The organism is Luteibacter sp. E-22 (genome assembly GCF_049913125.1).
In the GTDB taxonomy this organism is placed as follows: domain Bacteria; phylum Pseudomonadota; class Gammaproteobacteria; order Xanthomonadales; family Rhodanobacteraceae; genus Luteibacter.
The window spans coordinates 1653253-1669287 of the sequence record NZ_CP183975.1; the positions used below are offsets into that span (position 1 = coordinate 1653253).

Here is a 16035-nt window from a genome sequence, read left to right on the forward strand (position 1 = left end):
GAGGATAGCCCCATGTCATCGAATGAACACCCCAGCGAACACGCGGCGCGGCGCTGGTTCGCCAAGAGCCTGTCGGATCTCGGCCATGCCGAACAACGGATCCTCGACCGGCTGGTCCAGCGAAAGCTGGTCACCGAGGATGTCAACGAGATGTTCAGTTCGGACCTGACCTATGGGCAGCGGCTGGCGGACAAGGTCTCCCGTTTCGGTGGCTCGTGGACCTTCATCATCGTCTTCGCGATCGTGCTGGCCCTGTGGACGGCCCTGAATTCCTACGTGCTGCACCGGCCGTTCGATCCGTACCCGTACATCTTCCTCAACCTGCTGCTGTCGATGCTCGCCGCGATCCAGGCCCCGGTCATCATGATGAGCCAGAATCGCCAGGCGGCGAAGGATCGACTCGATGCGGAGAACGATTACAAGGTGAACCTGCGGGCCGAGATCGAGATCATGGGCTTGCACGACAAGCTCGACCAGATGCGTAGCGACCAGCTCGAACGCATGCTGGCGAAGCAGCAGGAGCAGATCGACCTTTTGTTGAAATTGGTGGGTAGAGGGGAAGGGTGAGGCGAGCACCCATCAACGAAAAGGCCCGGCTATTCGCCGGGCCTTCTCTTCAACGCACGAGGAACAGTGCCCGGACTTAGCCGCGCGATGCCTTCTTGCGGTCGTTTTCCGTCAGGTGCTTCTTGCGCATGCGGATTTCCTTCGGCGTCACCTCGACGAGTTCGTCGTCGTCGATGAAGTCCAGCGCCTGTTCCAGCGTGAACTTCGTGGCCGGGGTCAGCTGGATGGCGTCGTCCTTGCCCGAGGCGCGCATGTTGGTCAGCGGCTTCGGCTTGATCGCGTTGACCGTGAGGTCGTTGTCCTTCGCATGGATGCCGATCAGCTGGCCTTCGTAGACGGAGTCGCCCTCGGCGGCGAACAGCTTGCCGCGCTCCTGGAGGGGGCCGAGCGAGTAGGCCGGGGTGGTACCCGCGGCGTTCGCGATCATGACGCCATTCTGGCGCTTCGCGATCGGAGCCGGCGTGTACGGACCGTAATGCTTGAACACGTGGAACAGCAGGCCCGAACCCTGGGTGAGGGTCTTGAACTGGTTCTGGAAGCCGATCAGGCCGCGAGCCGGAATTTCGTACTCGAGGCGGACGCGACCGTTGCCGTCCGACACCATGTTCTTCAGGTCACCCTTGCGGATGCCCAGGCGCTCCATGACGCTACCCTGGTGGATTTCCTCGACGTCGATCACCAGCTCCTCGATCGGCTCCATCTTCTGGCCGTCGATTTCCTTGATGATGACTTCCGGACGCGACACGGCCAGCTCGTAGCCTTCGCGACGCATGTTCTCGATCAGCACCGAGAGGTGCAGTTCGCCGCGGCCCGAGACCAGGAACTTGTCGGCGTCGGAGCCGTCTTCCACGCGGAGGGCGACGTTGTGCACCTTCTCGCGGTCGAGGCGCTCGCGCAGCTGGCGGCTGGTGAGGAACTTGCCGCCGGAGAGATCCTTGTTGCCGACGAAGGGCGAGTTGTTGACCTGGAAGGTCATGCTGATCATCGGCTCGTCGACGCTGAGCGCCGGCAGCGCTTCCGGCACGTCGAGCGAGGTGACCGTGTCGGAAATGGTCAGGTCGGGGATGCCCGAGATGGCGACGATGTCGCCCGCTTCGGCGGAATCCTGCTCGATGCGCTCGAGGCCGAGGAAGCCCAGCACCTGCACGATCTTGCCCTGGCGCTTCTTGCCATGACGGTCGATCACGGCAACGGGCATGCCCTTGCGCAGCGTGCCGCGCTGGATGCGGCCGATGCCGATGACGCCGACGAAGTTGTTGTAGTCCAGCTGGCTGATGCGCATCTGGAAGGCACCCTCCGGATCGACGTCCGGCTTGGGCGCGTGCTGCATGATCGCTTCGTACAGCGGGGTCATGTCGCCTTCGCGGACGTTCTCGTCGAGCGAGGCGTAACCGTTCAGCGCGGAGGCGTAGACGATCGGGAAGTCCATCTGCTCATCGGTCGCGCCGAGTTTCGCGAAGAGGTCCCACACCTGCTCGACCACCCACTCCGGGCGGGCGCCCGGGCGGTCGACCTTGTTGACGACGACGATCGGCTTGAAGCCCATCGCGAACGCCTTCTGCGTGACGAAGCGCGTCTGCGGCATCGGGCCGTCCATCGCGTCGACGAGGATCAGCACCGTATCGACCATCGACAGCACGCGCTCGACCTCGCCACCGAAGTCGGCGTGTCCCGGGGTGTCGACGATGTTGATGCGGTTCTTGACGCCCTTCTTCTTGTCTTCCCAGGTGATCGCGGTGTTCTTGGCGAGGATCGTGATGCCACGTTCCTTTTCCTGGTCGTTCGAATCCATCACGCGCTCGGCCAGCACGGTGCGCTCGTTGAGCGTGCCCGACTGCTTCAGAAGCTGATCGACGAGGGTGGTCTTGCCATGGTCGACGTGAGCGACGATGGCGATATTGCGCAGGTTTTCGATCGACATGCGTTATGCGCCGGCGGTGGGCCGGATCGCCTCTTTGGTTTGGGAAGCCGCCGATTATAAAGGAAAAGCGTGGCGTCCGCATGACCGGCGGATACGGTCCCCGGGGGAGGCCGTTCAGGGCAATCCCCTACGGGCCGCTCCGAGATTGGCCTACATTTTCAGAATTCTTCTATATGAGATCCGCGGACAGAACCTCAGTATGCCGTGGCCCATCCGGGCACGTTCATAGCCAATTAAGAGAGGTTCCATGATTTCCGTTCGTCATATCGCCGCTGGTTGCGCCCTCGCCCTTTTCGCCACCTCGGCAACCGCCGGTAACGGCCCGTTGGGGTCGGCGCTGACCATCAAGGGCGGCGTTTCGACGACCTCTGTCGAGAATTTTGAAGCTGTCCCCTCGGGGGCGATGCCCGCCGCAGGGCTCGATCTGGCATCCATCACCGTCCGTTACGCTGGCGGGGTCACCTCCGGCGTGCAGAATGGCCTGGCGCCCAACGATTGCCCGCAGTTGGTAGCCGATGGCTACGCCCTCGGGCCGGTCGAGAAGGCAGAGCCTTATGACATCGTGATCGATTTCAAGGAAGCGCCCACGGACCTCGGCATCGGCCTTTGCGGTTCGCCGTTTCCCCCGCTGAAGGACACCACGGTTGAGATCTTTGCCGCCGACGGGAGCAGCTTGCAGTCCACCACGTTCTCCGCCGGCCGGATCTTTGCCGAGCGCGTGACGTACACCGGCAGCACGCCGGCCGGATATGCCGTCATCCATGCTGGCGGTCACGTATACGTCGACAACATCATCTCGGGGGCGCCCGTCAAGCACTAAGTCCCGCCAGCGAATCGGGCGGCCGCTGTGAAGCGGCCGCCCATGCCGTCAGGGCAGCAGTGGCTCGTCCCGGCAGCTCGCCGGCAGGTATTTGGCGTCCACGCCCTCGCCGGAGCAGCCCCACGAGACCGTGTGCCCCTCCACCCGCGGCGTCAGCACCAGCGTGGCGGAATCCAGCCGCGCGTCGGTCTTATGCGGCGGCGTGGCGTCCATGGTGACGACGATCTCGCCGCCGGGGCCCACTTCGACCGACCCCGCGTAATCGTTGCCGAGGCTTTCCGGCGCACCCAGGCCGGCGGCCTTGTTGCTGGCCGGGAACTTGCCCGTGCTCTGCCGGTGCTCCGCCACCGCGACTTTCACGGTATCCGCGGCGGCAAGCGCCCCGCTGACCTGGCTGCGCAGCGTGTAGTTCTGGTACTGCGGCACGGCGATGGCCGCCATGATGGCCGTGCCAGCCACGATACCCATGCCGCCCACCGAACCGACCAGCTCGACCGGGCTTTGCTCGTAGGTGAACGAGATCGCAAGCGTTTCCGGATCGACCTCCACAGCCGCGCCGATCACGCCCTTCTCCGGGAGGTTCAGGGTATGGGCGGAAGGCAGGCGGCTGATATCCACGTCCGCCCCCGAGGCGGCACCGAGGAACTGCAGGATCTGCAGGTAGCTGTAATAGGCCTCGCGCTGGGCATCGCGGCTGGTGGCGGTATAGCCGATGAGGGTCCGGTTGCCGGGATAGGCGCGTGCCTTGAACCAGTCGTCGAGCGAGGTCTCCGGTTTTGCCGCGGCACGGTCGGCCAGTGCCTGGGGCACCTTCGCCATGACGATCCAGTCGCCGTCCTCGACCCAATACGAGCGGCCACCGAGGCGGCCGGTGAGGGCCAGCAGCGGTTTCAACGAGGGGTCGGCGTCGGCCGGCATGTCCTCCGTGCCCGGGCCCGGCATGTACAACCAGTGCACCTCGGTGCCGTCGACCGTCGACACGCCGGTCTTCCATCCCTTGGCCGCCAGGGTGTTTATCCGCGCGTACCAGTCCTTGCGGTCGGGTGTGCGCATGGCGAAGAACAGGCCCGCGTCGTCGGAGAACACGAGGAATTCCGGCCCGAACCAGCGGAACCAGTCGGCCGGCTCGGCGCCATAGCGGTCCTTGATCTTCGCCACGCCGGTGCGATAGCTCTTCGCGGCGTCCTGACCGAAGTCGAGGTTGAGGTTGTCCTCGAAGGCCTTGTACGCCTTGGCATCCGGCAGTGACAGCGTCATCGCCCAGCGCGGCTCGCCGGCCGCCTTCAGGTCGGGCGCGAACGCGTGTGGGGCGAGGTATTGCAGCAGGCGAGCCTGTGGCGCGTGCAGGATGACGCGAAATTGCGCCCGTCCGTCGACCGTACCGCCGCCGAACGCGATGGCGTCGGCCTTGGACGCGAAGTCGGCGGGCAGCTTGCCGAACGGGGAATCGCCGGCCTGCGCCGCGGCGACACCGCCGACACCGCGAACGCTGACCCAGCCGAACAGGCCTTCGCCAGAGGTATCGATACGCTGTTCCAGCGTGCCCAGGGTGGCGGGTGCCGTCGCCGATGCGGACTTGCCGATGGTGGCGATCACTTCATCGAGCTTCGTCTTGTCGCTCGGCTCCTGTGCCGACTGGGTCACCCACAGGCGGTGTTCGGCAACGACGTAGCGGATGGCGCCGCCACCGGTGAGCTGACCGTTGCCTTGCGCGTCGAGCGGTGCGGCGAGTAGTGGCGAGGTCGTGTCCAGCGATGCGACGCGTGCGTTGAACGCCTCGATCGACGGGACATCGAGCATGGCGGTGAGGACCACGCGGGAGGTAGGCGCCGGGATGCCGAGTGGATCGATCAGGGCGGCTTCCACCGGCGAGCGCAGGTCGCCCAGGAGGAGGTTCACGACGGGCGCGAGCTTGAGATCCGCGAGCACTTTGTCCTTGGCCATGCTTTCGCGAATGCGCGCGACGGTGTCGAGATGGGCCTTGGACGACAGGGCGGCGTCGAGCGGGCGGCCGTTGGGAACGCCCCCGATCGCCGCCCAGGGCGACGGGATACGCAGGTAGGCGACGGTCTGTGCGGGCAGGTGCTGGCGCAGCCAGGCCGGTGAGGCGATGGCCGCCTGCGCGGCGGCGACGGCTTTCGGGTCCGCGGCGGGTGCTTCGTCTTTCTTGTGACAAGCGGCGAGGCCGAGCGCCGCGACGATGGCGGCGGACAGCAAGACGGTACGGCAGGCAATCATTGCGCTCTATCCCCTGGGTTCATCCGGCTCCTGCCGGGCGGCGAAGAGGATAGCAGCGCCTCCGCTTCAAATCGCGCACGCGGGATGCCGATCCGGCACGACCGGTTGCGAGCGGAGTTCCGGCCGGTCGTAGGGGATATAGCTGTTCCAGTACCAGGGGAAACAGGTCTTTCCCAGGACATCGTCCAGCAGGTAGGCGAAGATCGATTCGCCGCGCGAGCTGTTGCTCATCAGGAGCACGCAGGTCTTCGACCGCTCCAGGCAGACGAACAGGTTGTTGGTGCCGTCGTCGTGGCCTTCCTTGAAGAACGCCGGGCCACGCGGTGACTCGAACGTCCCCACGCCGATGGCGTAACCCAGCGAAATCGAATCGTTGTCGTGGCTGTCCGCCAGCCCGATGGTGGGGAACTGCCGCACGGAACGGATACGCACCACCGGCTTCAACCAGGTGCGGTATGTGGCGGCCTTCAGGCCGTCGCCGCGCGACATGGCCGCGAGCAGGCGTGCGTAGTCGGTGATCGTCGTGTCCATCGAGCCGGCGGCGCGGACCGATTCGCGCTTCTTGTGCCCGAGTGGCTTGCCTTCTTCGTCATAGCCGATGGCGAGGTTTCCCGCGAAGTCGTCGCGCCAGGTCATGCTGGTGCGGGTCATGCCGTAGCGCTCGAACAGGCGGTTCTTCATCAACGTGTCGACGTCGATCGACTTGCCGTTCTCCAGCACGAACTGCATCAGGTTGATGCCTTCGCCTGAGTAACCGAAGCGGGTGCCGGGATCGAAATAGAAGGAAAGCTTCCCGTTCGGGTCGTAGTCCTTGCCGGGCTGCCAGAAGCGGAAGTTGGGAAAGCCCGTGCGATGGCTGAGCAGGATGGATGGCGTGAGTCGCCGCCAGCGCTCGTCGCCGGCGAGGTCGGCGTACTTCGGATAGTCCGGGAGGGGCTTGGGCAGGTCGTCGGCGATGCTGGCGTCCAGCTTCAGCGTGCCCGCGTCGACCAGCGACATGGTCGCGTAGGCGAACGCGGCCTTGGTGAGCGACGCGGCATACATGACGGTGTCGGTGGTCAGCGGGAGCCCTTGCTCGACGTCGCGCTGGCCGTAGGCCTTCACCGAGACGACCTTGCCATCCTCGATGATGGCCACCGCCAGTCCAGGCACCTTCGCTTCTTTCATGAGGAAGGCGACGCGCTGGTCGAGGGCCGTGCCGCGAAGCGGCTTGTCGGCGGCAGCGGCGGGCAGGGCGAGCAACAGACAGGAAAACAGAAGACCGGTACGAAACATGGCGACTTCTCCCCGTTCGATAAGAAGACGGCTCCCGAAGGAGCCGTCGCGATTGTCATCTCATCAGCTGTCGTCGCGCCAGCGGCGGAACCAGATGGCGCCGGCGATCATCGCCACGCCTGCCGCGGCACCGATCCACAAGGACGGGCTGGCCAGCGCGCTGTAGTGGTAGGACAGGTCCAGGGCCTCCAGTACCGCGGCCGGGTCGTCGTGGCTCGGTACCACCAGCGGGGATGCGTTACCCACCCAGCCGCCGGGAATCAGGCTGCCCAGCATGCGGCCGACCACGTTCTTCCAGAACCAGCCGCTCGGTTGCCCCGCCATGCCCATGAGGCCGAACCAGGAGACGATGACACCGGCGCCGACGGGCAGGGCGATCGCCCAGAGGAAGGGCTTGCCACGGGCCCACGAGGAGCAGAGCAGGAGCCAGCCGATCGTCGGCAGCGCCCAGACGGCGTACAGCGGGATCAGCAGCACCAGGTTGAGCACGACCCGGAACGGATGCGCTTCCATCAGCAGGCTCCATACCCCGATGCCGTGCATCGTCGCCACGATGGCCACCAGGATGGCCAGGGCCAGCCCGACGATCACGCCGACCACCACCGCGATCGCGGGAGCGAGCAGGATGGCGCTGACGACCTTGGACAACACCGTCGAGGTATCGGACAGCGGCAGGGACTTCCAGAACAGCACGCTGCGGTCGCGGCGGTCGTCGTACAGGGCGCCGAGGCAGTAGAAGAACACCACGATCGCGGTCACGGCCAGGACGATGCCTGCGATGGCATAGAGCATGATGTCGATGCCGGCGCCCGCGTTGTGCAGGTCTTCCGGGGAGATGTTGCTGCCCTGGAAGTGCAGGTCGCCGTTGTACTTGAAACCGCCCCAGTTGGATCGGCGGCCGAACACCTCGCCGAGGATGATGCCCATGGCATTGAGTACCAGGAACACGATGCCGGTGACCACGGGTGCCCAGAAGAAGCCGCCCTTGTGTTCCCAGAACTCGCGCTTGACCAGCCAGTAGAAGGTTTTCATGCGTAGGTGCCCTTCATGGTGGCGACGAAGAGGTCGCCGATCGACGGTCGCCGTACCTCGCCCAACTGTTCCAGTTGCGGGCGGCTGACGTTGTCGAAGAGGAAAATGCTCTTGCCGAAGACCTGGCGTTCGTCCAGCGGCTTCAGTTCGCGTGCCGCCGCGGCGAATTCGGCGCCGACCAGCACTTCGGCGAAACGATCGCCCAGGCTGTCCATGTCGGTGTCGAGCACGATCTTGCCATCGCGGATGAACATGAGGTCGGTGAGGATGTGTTCGATCTCCTCCACCTGGTGGGTGGTGACCAGGATGGTCTTTTCCTCGTCGAAGTAGTCTTCCAGCAGCGACTGGTAGAACTGCTTGCGGTAGAGGATGTCCAGGCCCAGCGTCGGTTCGTCCAGTACCAGCAGCCTCGCGTCGATCGACATCACCAGGGCGAGGTGCAACTGCACGATCATGCCCTTGGAAAGCTGCTTCACCTTCTGTCCCGGTTGCAGCTTCGTGCGGGCCAGGAAGGCGTCGCACTTGGCTCGGTCGAAGCGGGGGTGGGTATTGGCGACGAAATCGACCGCGTCGCGTACCTTCAACCAGCGCGGCAGCACGGCCACATCGGCGATGAAGCAGACCTGCTCCATCAGCTTGTCGCGATCCTTGCGCGGGTCGAGGCCGAGGACATTGAGCTGGCCGTCGAACGTGGTCAGGCCCAGGATGGCCTTCAACGCCGTGGTCTTGCCGGCACCGTTCGGTCCGATCAGGCCGACGATGCGGCCCGAACCGATCTGGAACGTGGCGCCATCCAGGGCCAGCGACGACTTGTAGCGCTTGGTCAGGCCAGTGGCGGTAACGACCGCGGTCATGACGGGTCCTCCGTGGAGCCTGTGGCTTCACGCATCAGGGTTTTGAGATCGAGGCCCATGCGCTGCAGGCGGGCGAACAAGGCCGGCCATTCCTCGCGCAGGAAGCGCTCCCTTTCACTCTTGAGCAGCGCGTCGCGCGCCCCATCGATCACGAACATGCCAAGACCCCTCCGTTTCTCAACCAGTTGTTCGTCGACCAGCTCCTGGTACGCCTTGGATACGGTCAGCGGGTTGATCTGAAAATCCCCCGCGACCTGGCGTACCGACGGCAGCGGATCGCCTTCGTTCAAGGCGCCATCCAGGATCATCGCCACCACGCGTTCGCGGAGCTGGCGGTAGATCGGGACGCTGTCGTTCCAGGTGATGGACATGTATGTCATTCCTTCGCCGTGTGGCGCAGTGCGTTACCGAACGAATAGTAGGGCATGGCCAGCTGCGCACCGATCAGCGCGGCGGCACGGTCTTCGGCGCTGCGCTTCAGTGCGGCCGCGGCCGAATCGAGTGTGGCCTCGCCCAGGAGCATGGCCTCGCGCACATCGGCGTCGGTGGGCCGCACTTCGAGCGAGGGCAGGTCGACGACATGGATGCCGTTGACGAAGTGCGGCGCGGCGAGCATCGCGGCGGCGCGGTCATCGAAGGAGCGCAGGGCGAACACGCTGGTGCCGGCAATCAGGATGGAAGCGGTCAAGGCGATGAGGTTCGGCGCTTTCATGGGACGACTCCGATGACTTGTTACATGACTCGGTTAGAGGGAGGCGACGTTCGCGCCGGCGTCGGCGTAGACGACGATGGGAGCGAGGTCGGTGACCTTGGCGCCGTTGATCTCGGTCAGCGGGGCTGCGGTGGTCGAGGTGCTGCTGAAGACGGCCAGGGCGGCGGTGGCGATGGCGAACGAGGCGGCCAGGGCGATGTAGTTGGGGCTTTTCATGGTGCTCTCTCCAGTAGTGGTCTGGGTGACCGGTGTTGTAGTGAACTATAACACCAGATTTTCGGTCGTCAACGGGAATTTCGTTAAATCCCCTATGACTTATGGCCTATGCCGTGAGGCGCTGTGCTGGTGGGGTGCGTCTGTGGCACCCGTTCTGATGCGGGTTTGGCGGGAAAGGTTTAGGCGGGCATCGCCTCGGGAGGGTCCTGTCGCCGGCAGGGTCGGTTCCCACAGGGGCATGCTGCCGCCGCTTGGTGGGAGCCGACCTTGGTCGGCGATCCGCGCGGCAGCGCGGCCAGAAACGAAAGCGGCCGGCCCCCGAAGGAGCCGGCCGCTAGCCCATCCACCGCGAAACCCGTTACAGCTCCGCGCGGAACTCCACGCCCACCACACGCGGATCGTTGACGAACGCGGTGCGGTTGTTGAAGTCGATGCCGCCGGTGATCACCTTCTTGTTGGTGATGTTGCGGCCATACAGGGCGATCTCGCGCTTGCCGAATTCCCAGTTGTAGCCGATGCGGATGCCGCCTTCGAGGAACGGCTTGCTGCGGAACTCCTGCGAGTCGTACAGGAAGAAGTTCACTTCGCTACGGTAGTTCCAGTCGGTGTACACGAAGAACTCGCCGCTCTCGCCATAGGGGATGCCATAGCGCGCGGTCCAGGTGCCGATCCACTTCGGCGCGTTGGGCAGCACGTTGCCGTCGATCAACGCATTGCCGGTCGCGTTGAGCGGGTCGAGCACGGTGCAGCCGCCGCCGCACGGTGCCACCGCGAGGTTGCGGTCCTTCAGCTCCGTATGGTTGTAGCTGCCGCCGGCGGTCATGTAGAACTGCGGCGTCAGGTAGGCCTCGAGATCGAACTCGGCACCGTAGCCTTCGGTCTTCTTCGCATTGATCAGCTGCGTGACGTTGGTCGCACCACCCACGGCGGTGAGCTGCTGGTTGTGCATGTTGTACTTGTAGACGTCGGCGTTGAAACGCAGCTTGTTGTCGTCGGTGGTCGACTTGAAGCCGATCTCGTACGAGGTGATCGTCTCCGGCTTCGCCGTGGAAATGCTGTTGGCGAAGTTGATGCGGCCCTGAACGCTCGGTGCGCGGAAGCCGTTGGCGATGCGCGCATAGACGTTCGCGTTCTTCGACAACTGCCAGGTGCCGGTCAGGTCGCCGCTCCAGCGTGCGTCGGTCGGGTCGGAGGTGAGCGGGCCCACCGGGCCGGTGAAGCCGAGGAAACGTTCGGCCTTGAAGTCACGCTTGTCGTGCGACCAGCGCGCGCCGGCACGCACGTCGAACTCGTCGGTGAACTGGAAATCGGCCGAACCGAACACGGCCCAGGCCTTCGTGCGCTGGCTCTGGTCCACCCAGCCATTGAGGACATGGTTGTTCAGCGTGTCGTACGAGAAGTTGGTGATCGCGATGTCTTCGTCGAAGTAGTACGTGCCCACCTGCCACTTCAGGCGCTCGGCGCTGTCGTTGGAAAGGCGGAATTCCTGGGTGATCTGGCGGTCCTTCGGCAGCGCATCGGCGGTCTCGGAGTAGAACGGCGTGACGCGGTTGGTGAAACTGGCCTTCGCCGGCGTGCCCGATGCGTCGTAGCCGCCGTCGACGTCGCCGAGGCTGTACGTGGTCGCGCGTTCCAGGCCCGTGATCGAGGCGAAGTTGAGATCGCCGAAGTGCCAGTTCAGGTGAAGGTTGCTGCCCCAGGTGAACAGGTGCTGCTTGTTGCGGCCGTCCTGCGAGACGGAATCGCGGTCGAAACCGGGGACGAACTGGTCGCCGCCCAGGGTGATCGAGTTGGCGCGGTTGACCATCGCGCTGCCGTCGAGCCAGCGGCCATGCACGTTGATCAGCGCGTCGAAGTCTTCCGTCGCCTTGTACAGCGCCTGCAGGCGGATGGCGCGATCGTTGTAGCCGCCCAGGTCGTCCTTCTTGCCCGTGTAGTCGTTGTCGATCCAACCGTCGCGGTGCTGGGCGAGGGCGGAGACGCGGCCCGACCAGCTCGAGCTGATCTTGCCGCCGATCGCGGCTTCCGCATTGGCGGTACCGTACGAACCATAGGAGACGCGCGCGTAGCCTTCGGTTTCCTGCGTGGGCTTGCGCGATTCGAACTTGATCACGCCGGCAGGGGAGTTACGGCCGAACAAGGTGCCCTGCGGGCCGCGCAGCACCTCGACCTGTTCGAGGTCGAACAGGGGGAAACCCTTGAGGATCGGGTTTTCCTGGACGATGTCGTCGTAAACCATCGACACCGGCTGCGACGCATTGAGGTCGAAGTCGCTATTGCCGAGGCCGCGGATGTAGAAGCGCGGGAACTCGCGGCCATAGGACGTCTCGGCGTACACGCTGGGTGCGCGCGAAGCCAGCTGCAGCACGCCATCACCTGCCTGGCCGAAGGACTCGAGCTTTTCGGCCGTCACCACCGTCATCGAGATGGGCACCTTCTGCAGGTCTTCCGTGCGCTTTTCCGCGGTCACGTTGATGGTCTGCAGGGTGGCCGTCCGGGTCGGAGCGCTGGACGGCTGCGTGTTGGACGAGGCGTCCTGGGCGATGGCCGTGCCAGCGGTGAGCGCCGTGGCGATGGACAAGGCAATGACGAGACGTCGCGGCATGCGGCGCGAGCTTGCGAGAGACATGTTGTGGTTTCCGCCTGGATAGGACTTGGGTGAGAGTGCCTCGCCGACGACGGCGGGGCCGTCGTCCCCTGGCGAGGGCGCGTCTGGCGGGAATTATCCCCTGTGTCACCGTCATGACGAAAGTGTTGCGCTGCGGTAACGGCCCGCTGCCACATGGAGCGGCGGGTGTCATGTAAGTGAAATGCGCGGACGTTAACGTGCGCCGGATCGAAGCGGATAACGCTGTTTGCCACTTTTAGGCGCGTTATCGGCGACGTTTGAGGTTTTTCTCAATCCATTCGGAGCACGAGCGCGATGAAGAGACTTCCCCTGGCCGCCGCCTTCTGGACGATGTGCGGTACCGCGGCCGCCGAGGGCGCCCCCCAGGCAGCCGTCGAGTTGTACGTCGATACGAACACGCGGCAGATCTTCGCGGAGCCGGGTCCGGGCCGTCAGCGCCTGGGCCGGTTCGTGCAGGCGAGCGACGAGACGGCCCCGGCGGCGAGCGGGGCGACGGGAACGGCCGCCGCGCCGGCCACCGGTACGGCCGGCACCGCTCCTTCCTCGTCTCCCGCCATCGCCGCGGCCAAACCCGCGTCGTCGTCGGCCAAGGCCTGGTACGAGAAGATCGGCATCCGCGGTTACGTGCAGATGCGCTACAACCAGGAACTCGGCGAGGACGCCAAGGATCTCAAGTCGCCGGGCGACCGCTTCATCGGCCGCGAACAAGGCTTCGGCATTCGCCGTGCGCGCGTCGTCATCAGCGGCGATGTCACCGACAACATGTCGATCTACATCCAGCCCGACCTCGCCAGTACCCCGTCGGGCTCCAGCACTACCAACTTCGCCCAGCTGCGTGACGCGTATGCCGACCTCTGGCTCACCAAGGACAAGACCTGGCGCATTCGCGCGGGTCAATCCAAGGTCCCGTACGGTTGGGAGGACCTGCAATCGAGCCAGAACCGTCTTGCCCTCGACCGTGCCGACGCGTTGAATTCCGGCGTGCGCGACGAGCGCGACCTCGGCGTGTTCGCGTACTGGTCGCCGACGGTGGCGAAGGAGCGCTTCGCCTATCTACAGAAGTCCGGCCTCAAGGGCTCGGGCGACTACGGCGTGATCGGTTTCGGCGTCTATAACGGGCAGGGCGCGAACCGCCCGGATCGCAACGACCAGCTGCATTCCGTCGTCCACTTCTCGTATCCGTTCAAGTTCGCCAACGGGCAGTATCTCGAGGTCGGCGCCGATGCCTACTCGGGCCGCTACAAGGTGAGCACGGGCGCCGCGACGATCGACGGCCGAACGTTCACGCCGGGCGTGGATGCGCCGGAGGCGGGATCGACGGATCGCCGCGTGGCCGCGCATGTCGTGTATTACCCGCAGCCGTTCGGGTTCCAGGCCGAGTGGACCGTGGGCAAGGGGCCGGAACTCGACATCGCCCGGCGCATGGTGCGTACGAAGTCGCTGCGCGGCGGCTACGCGCAGGTGATGTACAAGTTCGACGGCGGCTTCGGTTCGCTGATGCCGTATGCGAAATGGCAGACCTATCGCGGCGCGGCCAAGTTCGACACGAACGCACCGCGGATGGAAGTCGACGAACTCGAGGCCGGCGTCGAGTGGCAGCCGTCGAACGCGATCGAGCTGGCGGTGGCCTACGCGAACATGCGCCGCACCGATGTCAGCGCCGCACCGTACCGCAAGATCGACGGGCAGTTGCTGCGGGTGCAGCTGCAGGTGAATTACTGACGAAGGAAAGAGAAAGACCGAACCCGGTGGGAGCCGGCTCCCACCAAGAAGCGGTTCTCACGAAACCTGGTGGGAGCCGCTTCAGCGGCGATCCCGCGGTAGCGGGCAGGGTTGAGGCAAGCCCCAATCGCCGCTGAAGCGGCTCCCACAATAGAGTGGCTTTATTTCTTCTTCGAGCCGGCCGCCAGCGATTTCTCGCGTACCGCCTTGAACTCGCTACCGTCCTTCCAGGCTGGCCACATCTCGCTGTTGGCCAGCTTTTCGCCGAGGGCGTAGAACGCCTTCACGTTCTGTGTCACGCCATCGAAGTTCCAGCGCATGTCGTAGACGTCGGTGGGCTGGTGGTAGTGGTTCTTCACGTAGTCGGTCTCGGCGGCCTCGCCGGCGGCCTTTCCGCCATTCACCATGTCGATGCCGCCACCGGCGGAGAGCGCGGGCACGCCGGCCTTGGCGAAATTGAAGTGATCGGAACGGAAGTAATGGCCTTTTTCGGGCGACGCGTCGCCGCTGACGACGCGGCCGTCGGCCTTGAGAACCTCGGCGAAGGTATCTTCCAGGTCGCCCTGGCCTAGCCCCACCACTTCCATGTCCCGGGTCGGGCTGGTGATCGGCAGGGCGTCCATGTTGATGTCCGCGACGGTCTTCGCTAGCGGGAAGGGCGGATGCGCCACGTAGTATTTCGACCCGAGCAGGCCGGACTCCTCCATCGTCACGGCGGCGAAGATCACCGAGCGCTTGGGCTTGTCCTGCGCGAACTTGCCCGCGATCTCGAGCAACGCGGCGATGCCGGTCCCGTTGTCGATCGCACCGTTGTAGATCTGGTGGCCCTTGAGCGCCGGGTCGCGGCCGAGGTGGTCCCAGTGCGCGCTGTAGACGATCGCCTCGTCGGGTTTCTCGCTGCCCTTGATCATGCCGATGACGTTGTTGCTGAGCGAATGGGAGATGGTGCTTTGGAGGTGGATCGAGGCTTTCGCGTCCAGCGGTACGGCCTTGAACCCCCGCACGTCCGCCTGTTTCGCCAATTCGTCGAAGTTCTTGCCGGCCTTGGCGAACAAGCGCTGGGCCGCCTCATGGGTGAGCCAACCCGCGACGGGCAGGCGTGGTGCCGGATCTTCGCTCTCGGGGAGGTCCAGCCGGGGCATGGTCCAGCCGCTTTGCACCACGTTCCAGCCGTAGGCGGCCGGTTCGGTCTGGTGAACGATGAAGGCCGCGGCGGCGCCTTGCCGGGCGGCTTCTTCGTACTTGTAGGTCCAGCGACCGTAGTAGGTCATTTCACGACCCTTGAACAGGCTCGGGTCCTTGCCGTCCCAGCCGGGATCGTTGACCAGGATCACCAGCGTCTTGCCCTTCACGTCGATGCCGTCGAAGTCGTTCCACTGCGCTTCGGGCGCGTCCACGCCATAACCCACGAAGACGATGTCGGAGTCCTTCAGGTCGACATCGGCCTTCGCCTGAAGCGTGCCTGCGACCATGTCCTTGCCGAAGGCGAAGCCTTCGTTGCCGCCGCCTTCGGCCACGTTGAGCGTGAGTGAATCCTGGCCATTCAACGCGGTGGAGACCGCGGGAACGCTCTGTATCCAGTCGCCCTTGTTGCCCGGCTCCAGGCCCATCCGCTTGAACTGCTCGATGAGATAGTTCGTAGTGAGCCGCTCGCCCAGCGTGCCGGGTTTGCGCCCTTCGTACTCGTCCGAGGAGATGACGCGCAAATGTGCGGAGAAATCGCCGCCGGTGATCTGGGGACTGAACTCGTGATGCTCGTTGGCCACGGCGGGCAACGGCGGCGGTGGTGCGGTGGAGGGACCGGCCGGCGCGGGCGCGGGCGCCTGGGCGGTCTTGTCTTCATCGTGGGACTGGCAGGCGGCCAGGGTGAGGGCGGTCAGGCAGGCGAGAACGAGGCGTCGCATCGTCGGGGCTTTCCCTTAGGGACTGGAAACACGGCACCGAGTGTAGCCGCAGCGGAGCCCCGGCTGCCCACCCTGTCCCAAGCACTAGTTCTGCCAAGTCTTCCAGGGGTTTGTAAGGTCGATACGCTGAATCGGCAAATTCACA

Annotated in this window: 13 protein-coding genes; 3 read left to right on the plus strand and 10 right to left on the minus strand. The window is 64.9% G+C overall.

Features of this window, described 5'->3' with window-relative positions:
• The first annotated feature begins 12 nt into the window (after positions 1–12).
• The gene (locus ACN9M2_RS07290) at positions 13–567 is read left to right on the plus strand and encodes a DUF1003 domain-containing protein (RefSeq protein WP_426287434.1); all 555 of its coding nucleotides are present in this window, start codon (positions 13–15) and stop codon (positions 565–567) included.
• Positions 568–643: 76 nt separating this feature from the next.
• On the opposite strand, the gene typA is transcribed toward ACN9M2_RS07290, so the two are convergent.
• Positions 644–2488, minus strand: coding sequence for a translational GTPase TypA (gene typA, locus ACN9M2_RS07295; RefSeq protein WP_426287435.1), 1845 nt, complete (start codon positions 2486–2488; stop codon positions 644–646).
• 247 nt (positions 2489–2735) lie between these two features.
• Between typA and ACN9M2_RS07300 the strand changes: the two genes are divergently transcribed.
• The gene (locus ACN9M2_RS07300) at positions 2736–3308 is read left to right on the plus strand and encodes a hypothetical protein (protein WP_426287436.1); all 573 of its coding nucleotides are present in this window, start codon (positions 2736–2738) and stop codon (positions 3306–3308) included.
• A gap of 48 nt (positions 3309–3356) precedes the next feature.
• Here the strand turns inward: ACN9M2_RS07300 and ACN9M2_RS07305 are convergent, their stop codons facing one another.
• From ACN9M2_RS07305 to ACN9M2_RS07340, 8 genes are all read right to left on the minus strand, one after another.
• On the minus strand, positions 3357–5546 hold the full coding sequence (locus ACN9M2_RS07305) for a pilin (RefSeq protein WP_426287437.1): 2190 nt from the start codon (positions 5544–5546) through the stop codon (positions 3357–3359).
• A gap of 66 nt (positions 5547–5612) precedes the next feature.
• Positions 5613–6821 (minus strand): serine hydrolase domain-containing protein, encoded by a 1209-nt coding sequence (locus ACN9M2_RS07310; RefSeq protein ID WP_426287438.1) that lies wholly within the window; start codon positions 6819–6821, stop codon positions 5613–5615.
• A 63-nt stretch (positions 6822–6884) separates the two neighbouring features.
• Positions 6885–7853, minus strand: coding sequence for a hypothetical protein (locus tag ACN9M2_RS07315; RefSeq protein ID WP_426287439.1), 969 nt, complete (start codon positions 7851–7853; stop codon positions 6885–6887).
• Positions 7850–8707, minus strand: coding sequence for an ABC transporter ATP-binding protein (locus ACN9M2_RS07320; protein ID WP_426287440.1), 858 nt, complete (start codon positions 8705–8707; stop codon positions 7850–7852). Before ACN9M2_RS07320 ends, ACN9M2_RS07315 begins: the two co-directional genes overlap by 4 nt.
• Entirely contained in the window at positions 8704–9078 is a 375-nt protein-coding gene (locus ACN9M2_RS07325; protein ID WP_426287441.1) for a GntR family transcriptional regulator, read from the minus strand. The genes ACN9M2_RS07320 and ACN9M2_RS07325 overlap by 4 nt, the downstream gene beginning before the upstream one ends.
• Positions 9079–9083: 5 nt before the next feature.
• Positions 9084–9419: a hypothetical protein gene (locus ACN9M2_RS07330; RefSeq protein ID WP_306847629.1), complete on the minus strand. Its 336-nt coding sequence runs from the start codon at positions 9417–9419 to the stop codon at positions 9084–9086.
• A gap of 33 nt (positions 9420–9452) precedes the next feature.
• Positions 9453–9635 (minus strand): hypothetical protein, encoded by a 183-nt coding sequence (locus ACN9M2_RS07335; RefSeq protein WP_306847627.1) that lies wholly within the window; start codon positions 9633–9635, stop codon positions 9453–9455.
• Between the two features lie 358 nt (positions 9636–9993).
• Positions 9994–12264 carry a TonB-dependent receptor gene (locus ACN9M2_RS07340; protein WP_426287442.1) on the minus strand — a complete coding sequence of 757 codons (2271 nt, stop codon included), beginning with the start codon at positions 12262–12264 and terminating at the stop codon, positions 9994–9996.
• Positions 12265–12558: 294 nt separating this feature from the next.
• Here ACN9M2_RS07340 and ACN9M2_RS07345 point away from each other — a divergent pair, with 294 nt between their 5' ends.
• A complete protein-coding gene (locus ACN9M2_RS07345; protein WP_426287443.1) occupies positions 12559–13986 on the plus strand; it encodes a porin in 1428 nt (475 codons plus the stop codon).
• A gap of 161 nt (positions 13987–14147) precedes the next feature.
• Here the strand turns inward: ACN9M2_RS07345 and ACN9M2_RS07350 are convergent, their stop codons facing one another.
• The gene (locus ACN9M2_RS07350; protein WP_426287444.1) at positions 14148–15890 is read right to left on the minus strand and encodes a M28 family metallopeptidase; all 1743 of its coding nucleotides are present in this window, start codon (positions 15888–15890) and stop codon (positions 14148–14150) included.
• Between the last annotated feature and the right edge of the window lie 145 nt (positions 15891–16035).

What these genes read in the sequence shown, in the direction of transcription:
- ACN9M2_RS07290 (WP_426287434.1), top strand. Translation starts at nt 13, where the DNA reads ATGTCATCGAATGAACACCCCAGCGAACACGCGGCGCGGCGCTGGTTC.
- typA (WP_426287435.1), bottom strand. Translation starts at nt 2,488, where the DNA reads ATGTCGATCGAAAACCTGCGCAATATCGCCATCGTCGCTCACGTCGAC.
- ACN9M2_RS07300 (WP_426287436.1), top strand. Translation starts at nt 2,736, where the DNA reads ATGATTTCCGTTCGTCATATCGCCGCTGGTTGCGCCCTCGCCCTTTTC.
- ACN9M2_RS07305 (WP_426287437.1), bottom strand. Translation starts at nt 5,546, where the DNA reads ATGATTGCCTGCCGTACCGTCTTGCTGTCCGCCGCCATCGTCGCGGCG.
- ACN9M2_RS07310 (WP_426287438.1), bottom strand. Translation starts at nt 6,821, where the DNA reads ATGTTTCGTACCGGTCTTCTGTTTTCCTGTCTGTTGCTCGCCCTGCCC.
- ACN9M2_RS07315 (WP_426287439.1), bottom strand. Translation starts at nt 7,853, where the DNA reads ATGAAAACCTTCTACTGGCTGGTCAAGCGCGAGTTCTGGGAACACAAG.
- ACN9M2_RS07320 (WP_426287440.1), bottom strand. Translation starts at nt 8,707, where the DNA reads ATGACCGCGGTCGTTACCGCCACTGGCCTGACCAAGCGCTACAAGTCG.
- ACN9M2_RS07325 (WP_426287441.1), bottom strand. Translation starts at nt 9,078, where the DNA reads ATGTCCATCACCTGGAACGACAGCGTCCCGATCTACCGCCAGCTCCGC.
- ACN9M2_RS07330 (WP_306847629.1), bottom strand. Translation starts at nt 9,419, where the DNA reads ATGAAAGCGCCGAACCTCATCGCCTTGACCGCTTCCATCCTGATTGCC.
- ACN9M2_RS07335 (WP_306847627.1), bottom strand. Translation starts at nt 9,635, where the DNA reads ATGAAAAGCCCCAACTACATCGCCCTGGCCGCCTCGTTCGCCATCGCC.
- ACN9M2_RS07340 (WP_426287442.1), bottom strand. Translation starts at nt 12,264, where the DNA reads ATGTCTCTCGCAAGCTCGCGCCGCATGCCGCGACGTCTCGTCATTGCC.
- ACN9M2_RS07345 (WP_426287443.1), top strand. Translation starts at nt 12,559, where the DNA reads ATGAAGAGACTTCCCCTGGCCGCCGCCTTCTGGACGATGTGCGGTACC.
- ACN9M2_RS07350 (WP_426287444.1), bottom strand. Translation starts at nt 15,890, where the DNA reads ATGCGACGCCTCGTTCTCGCCTGCCTGACCGCCCTCACCCTGGCCGCC.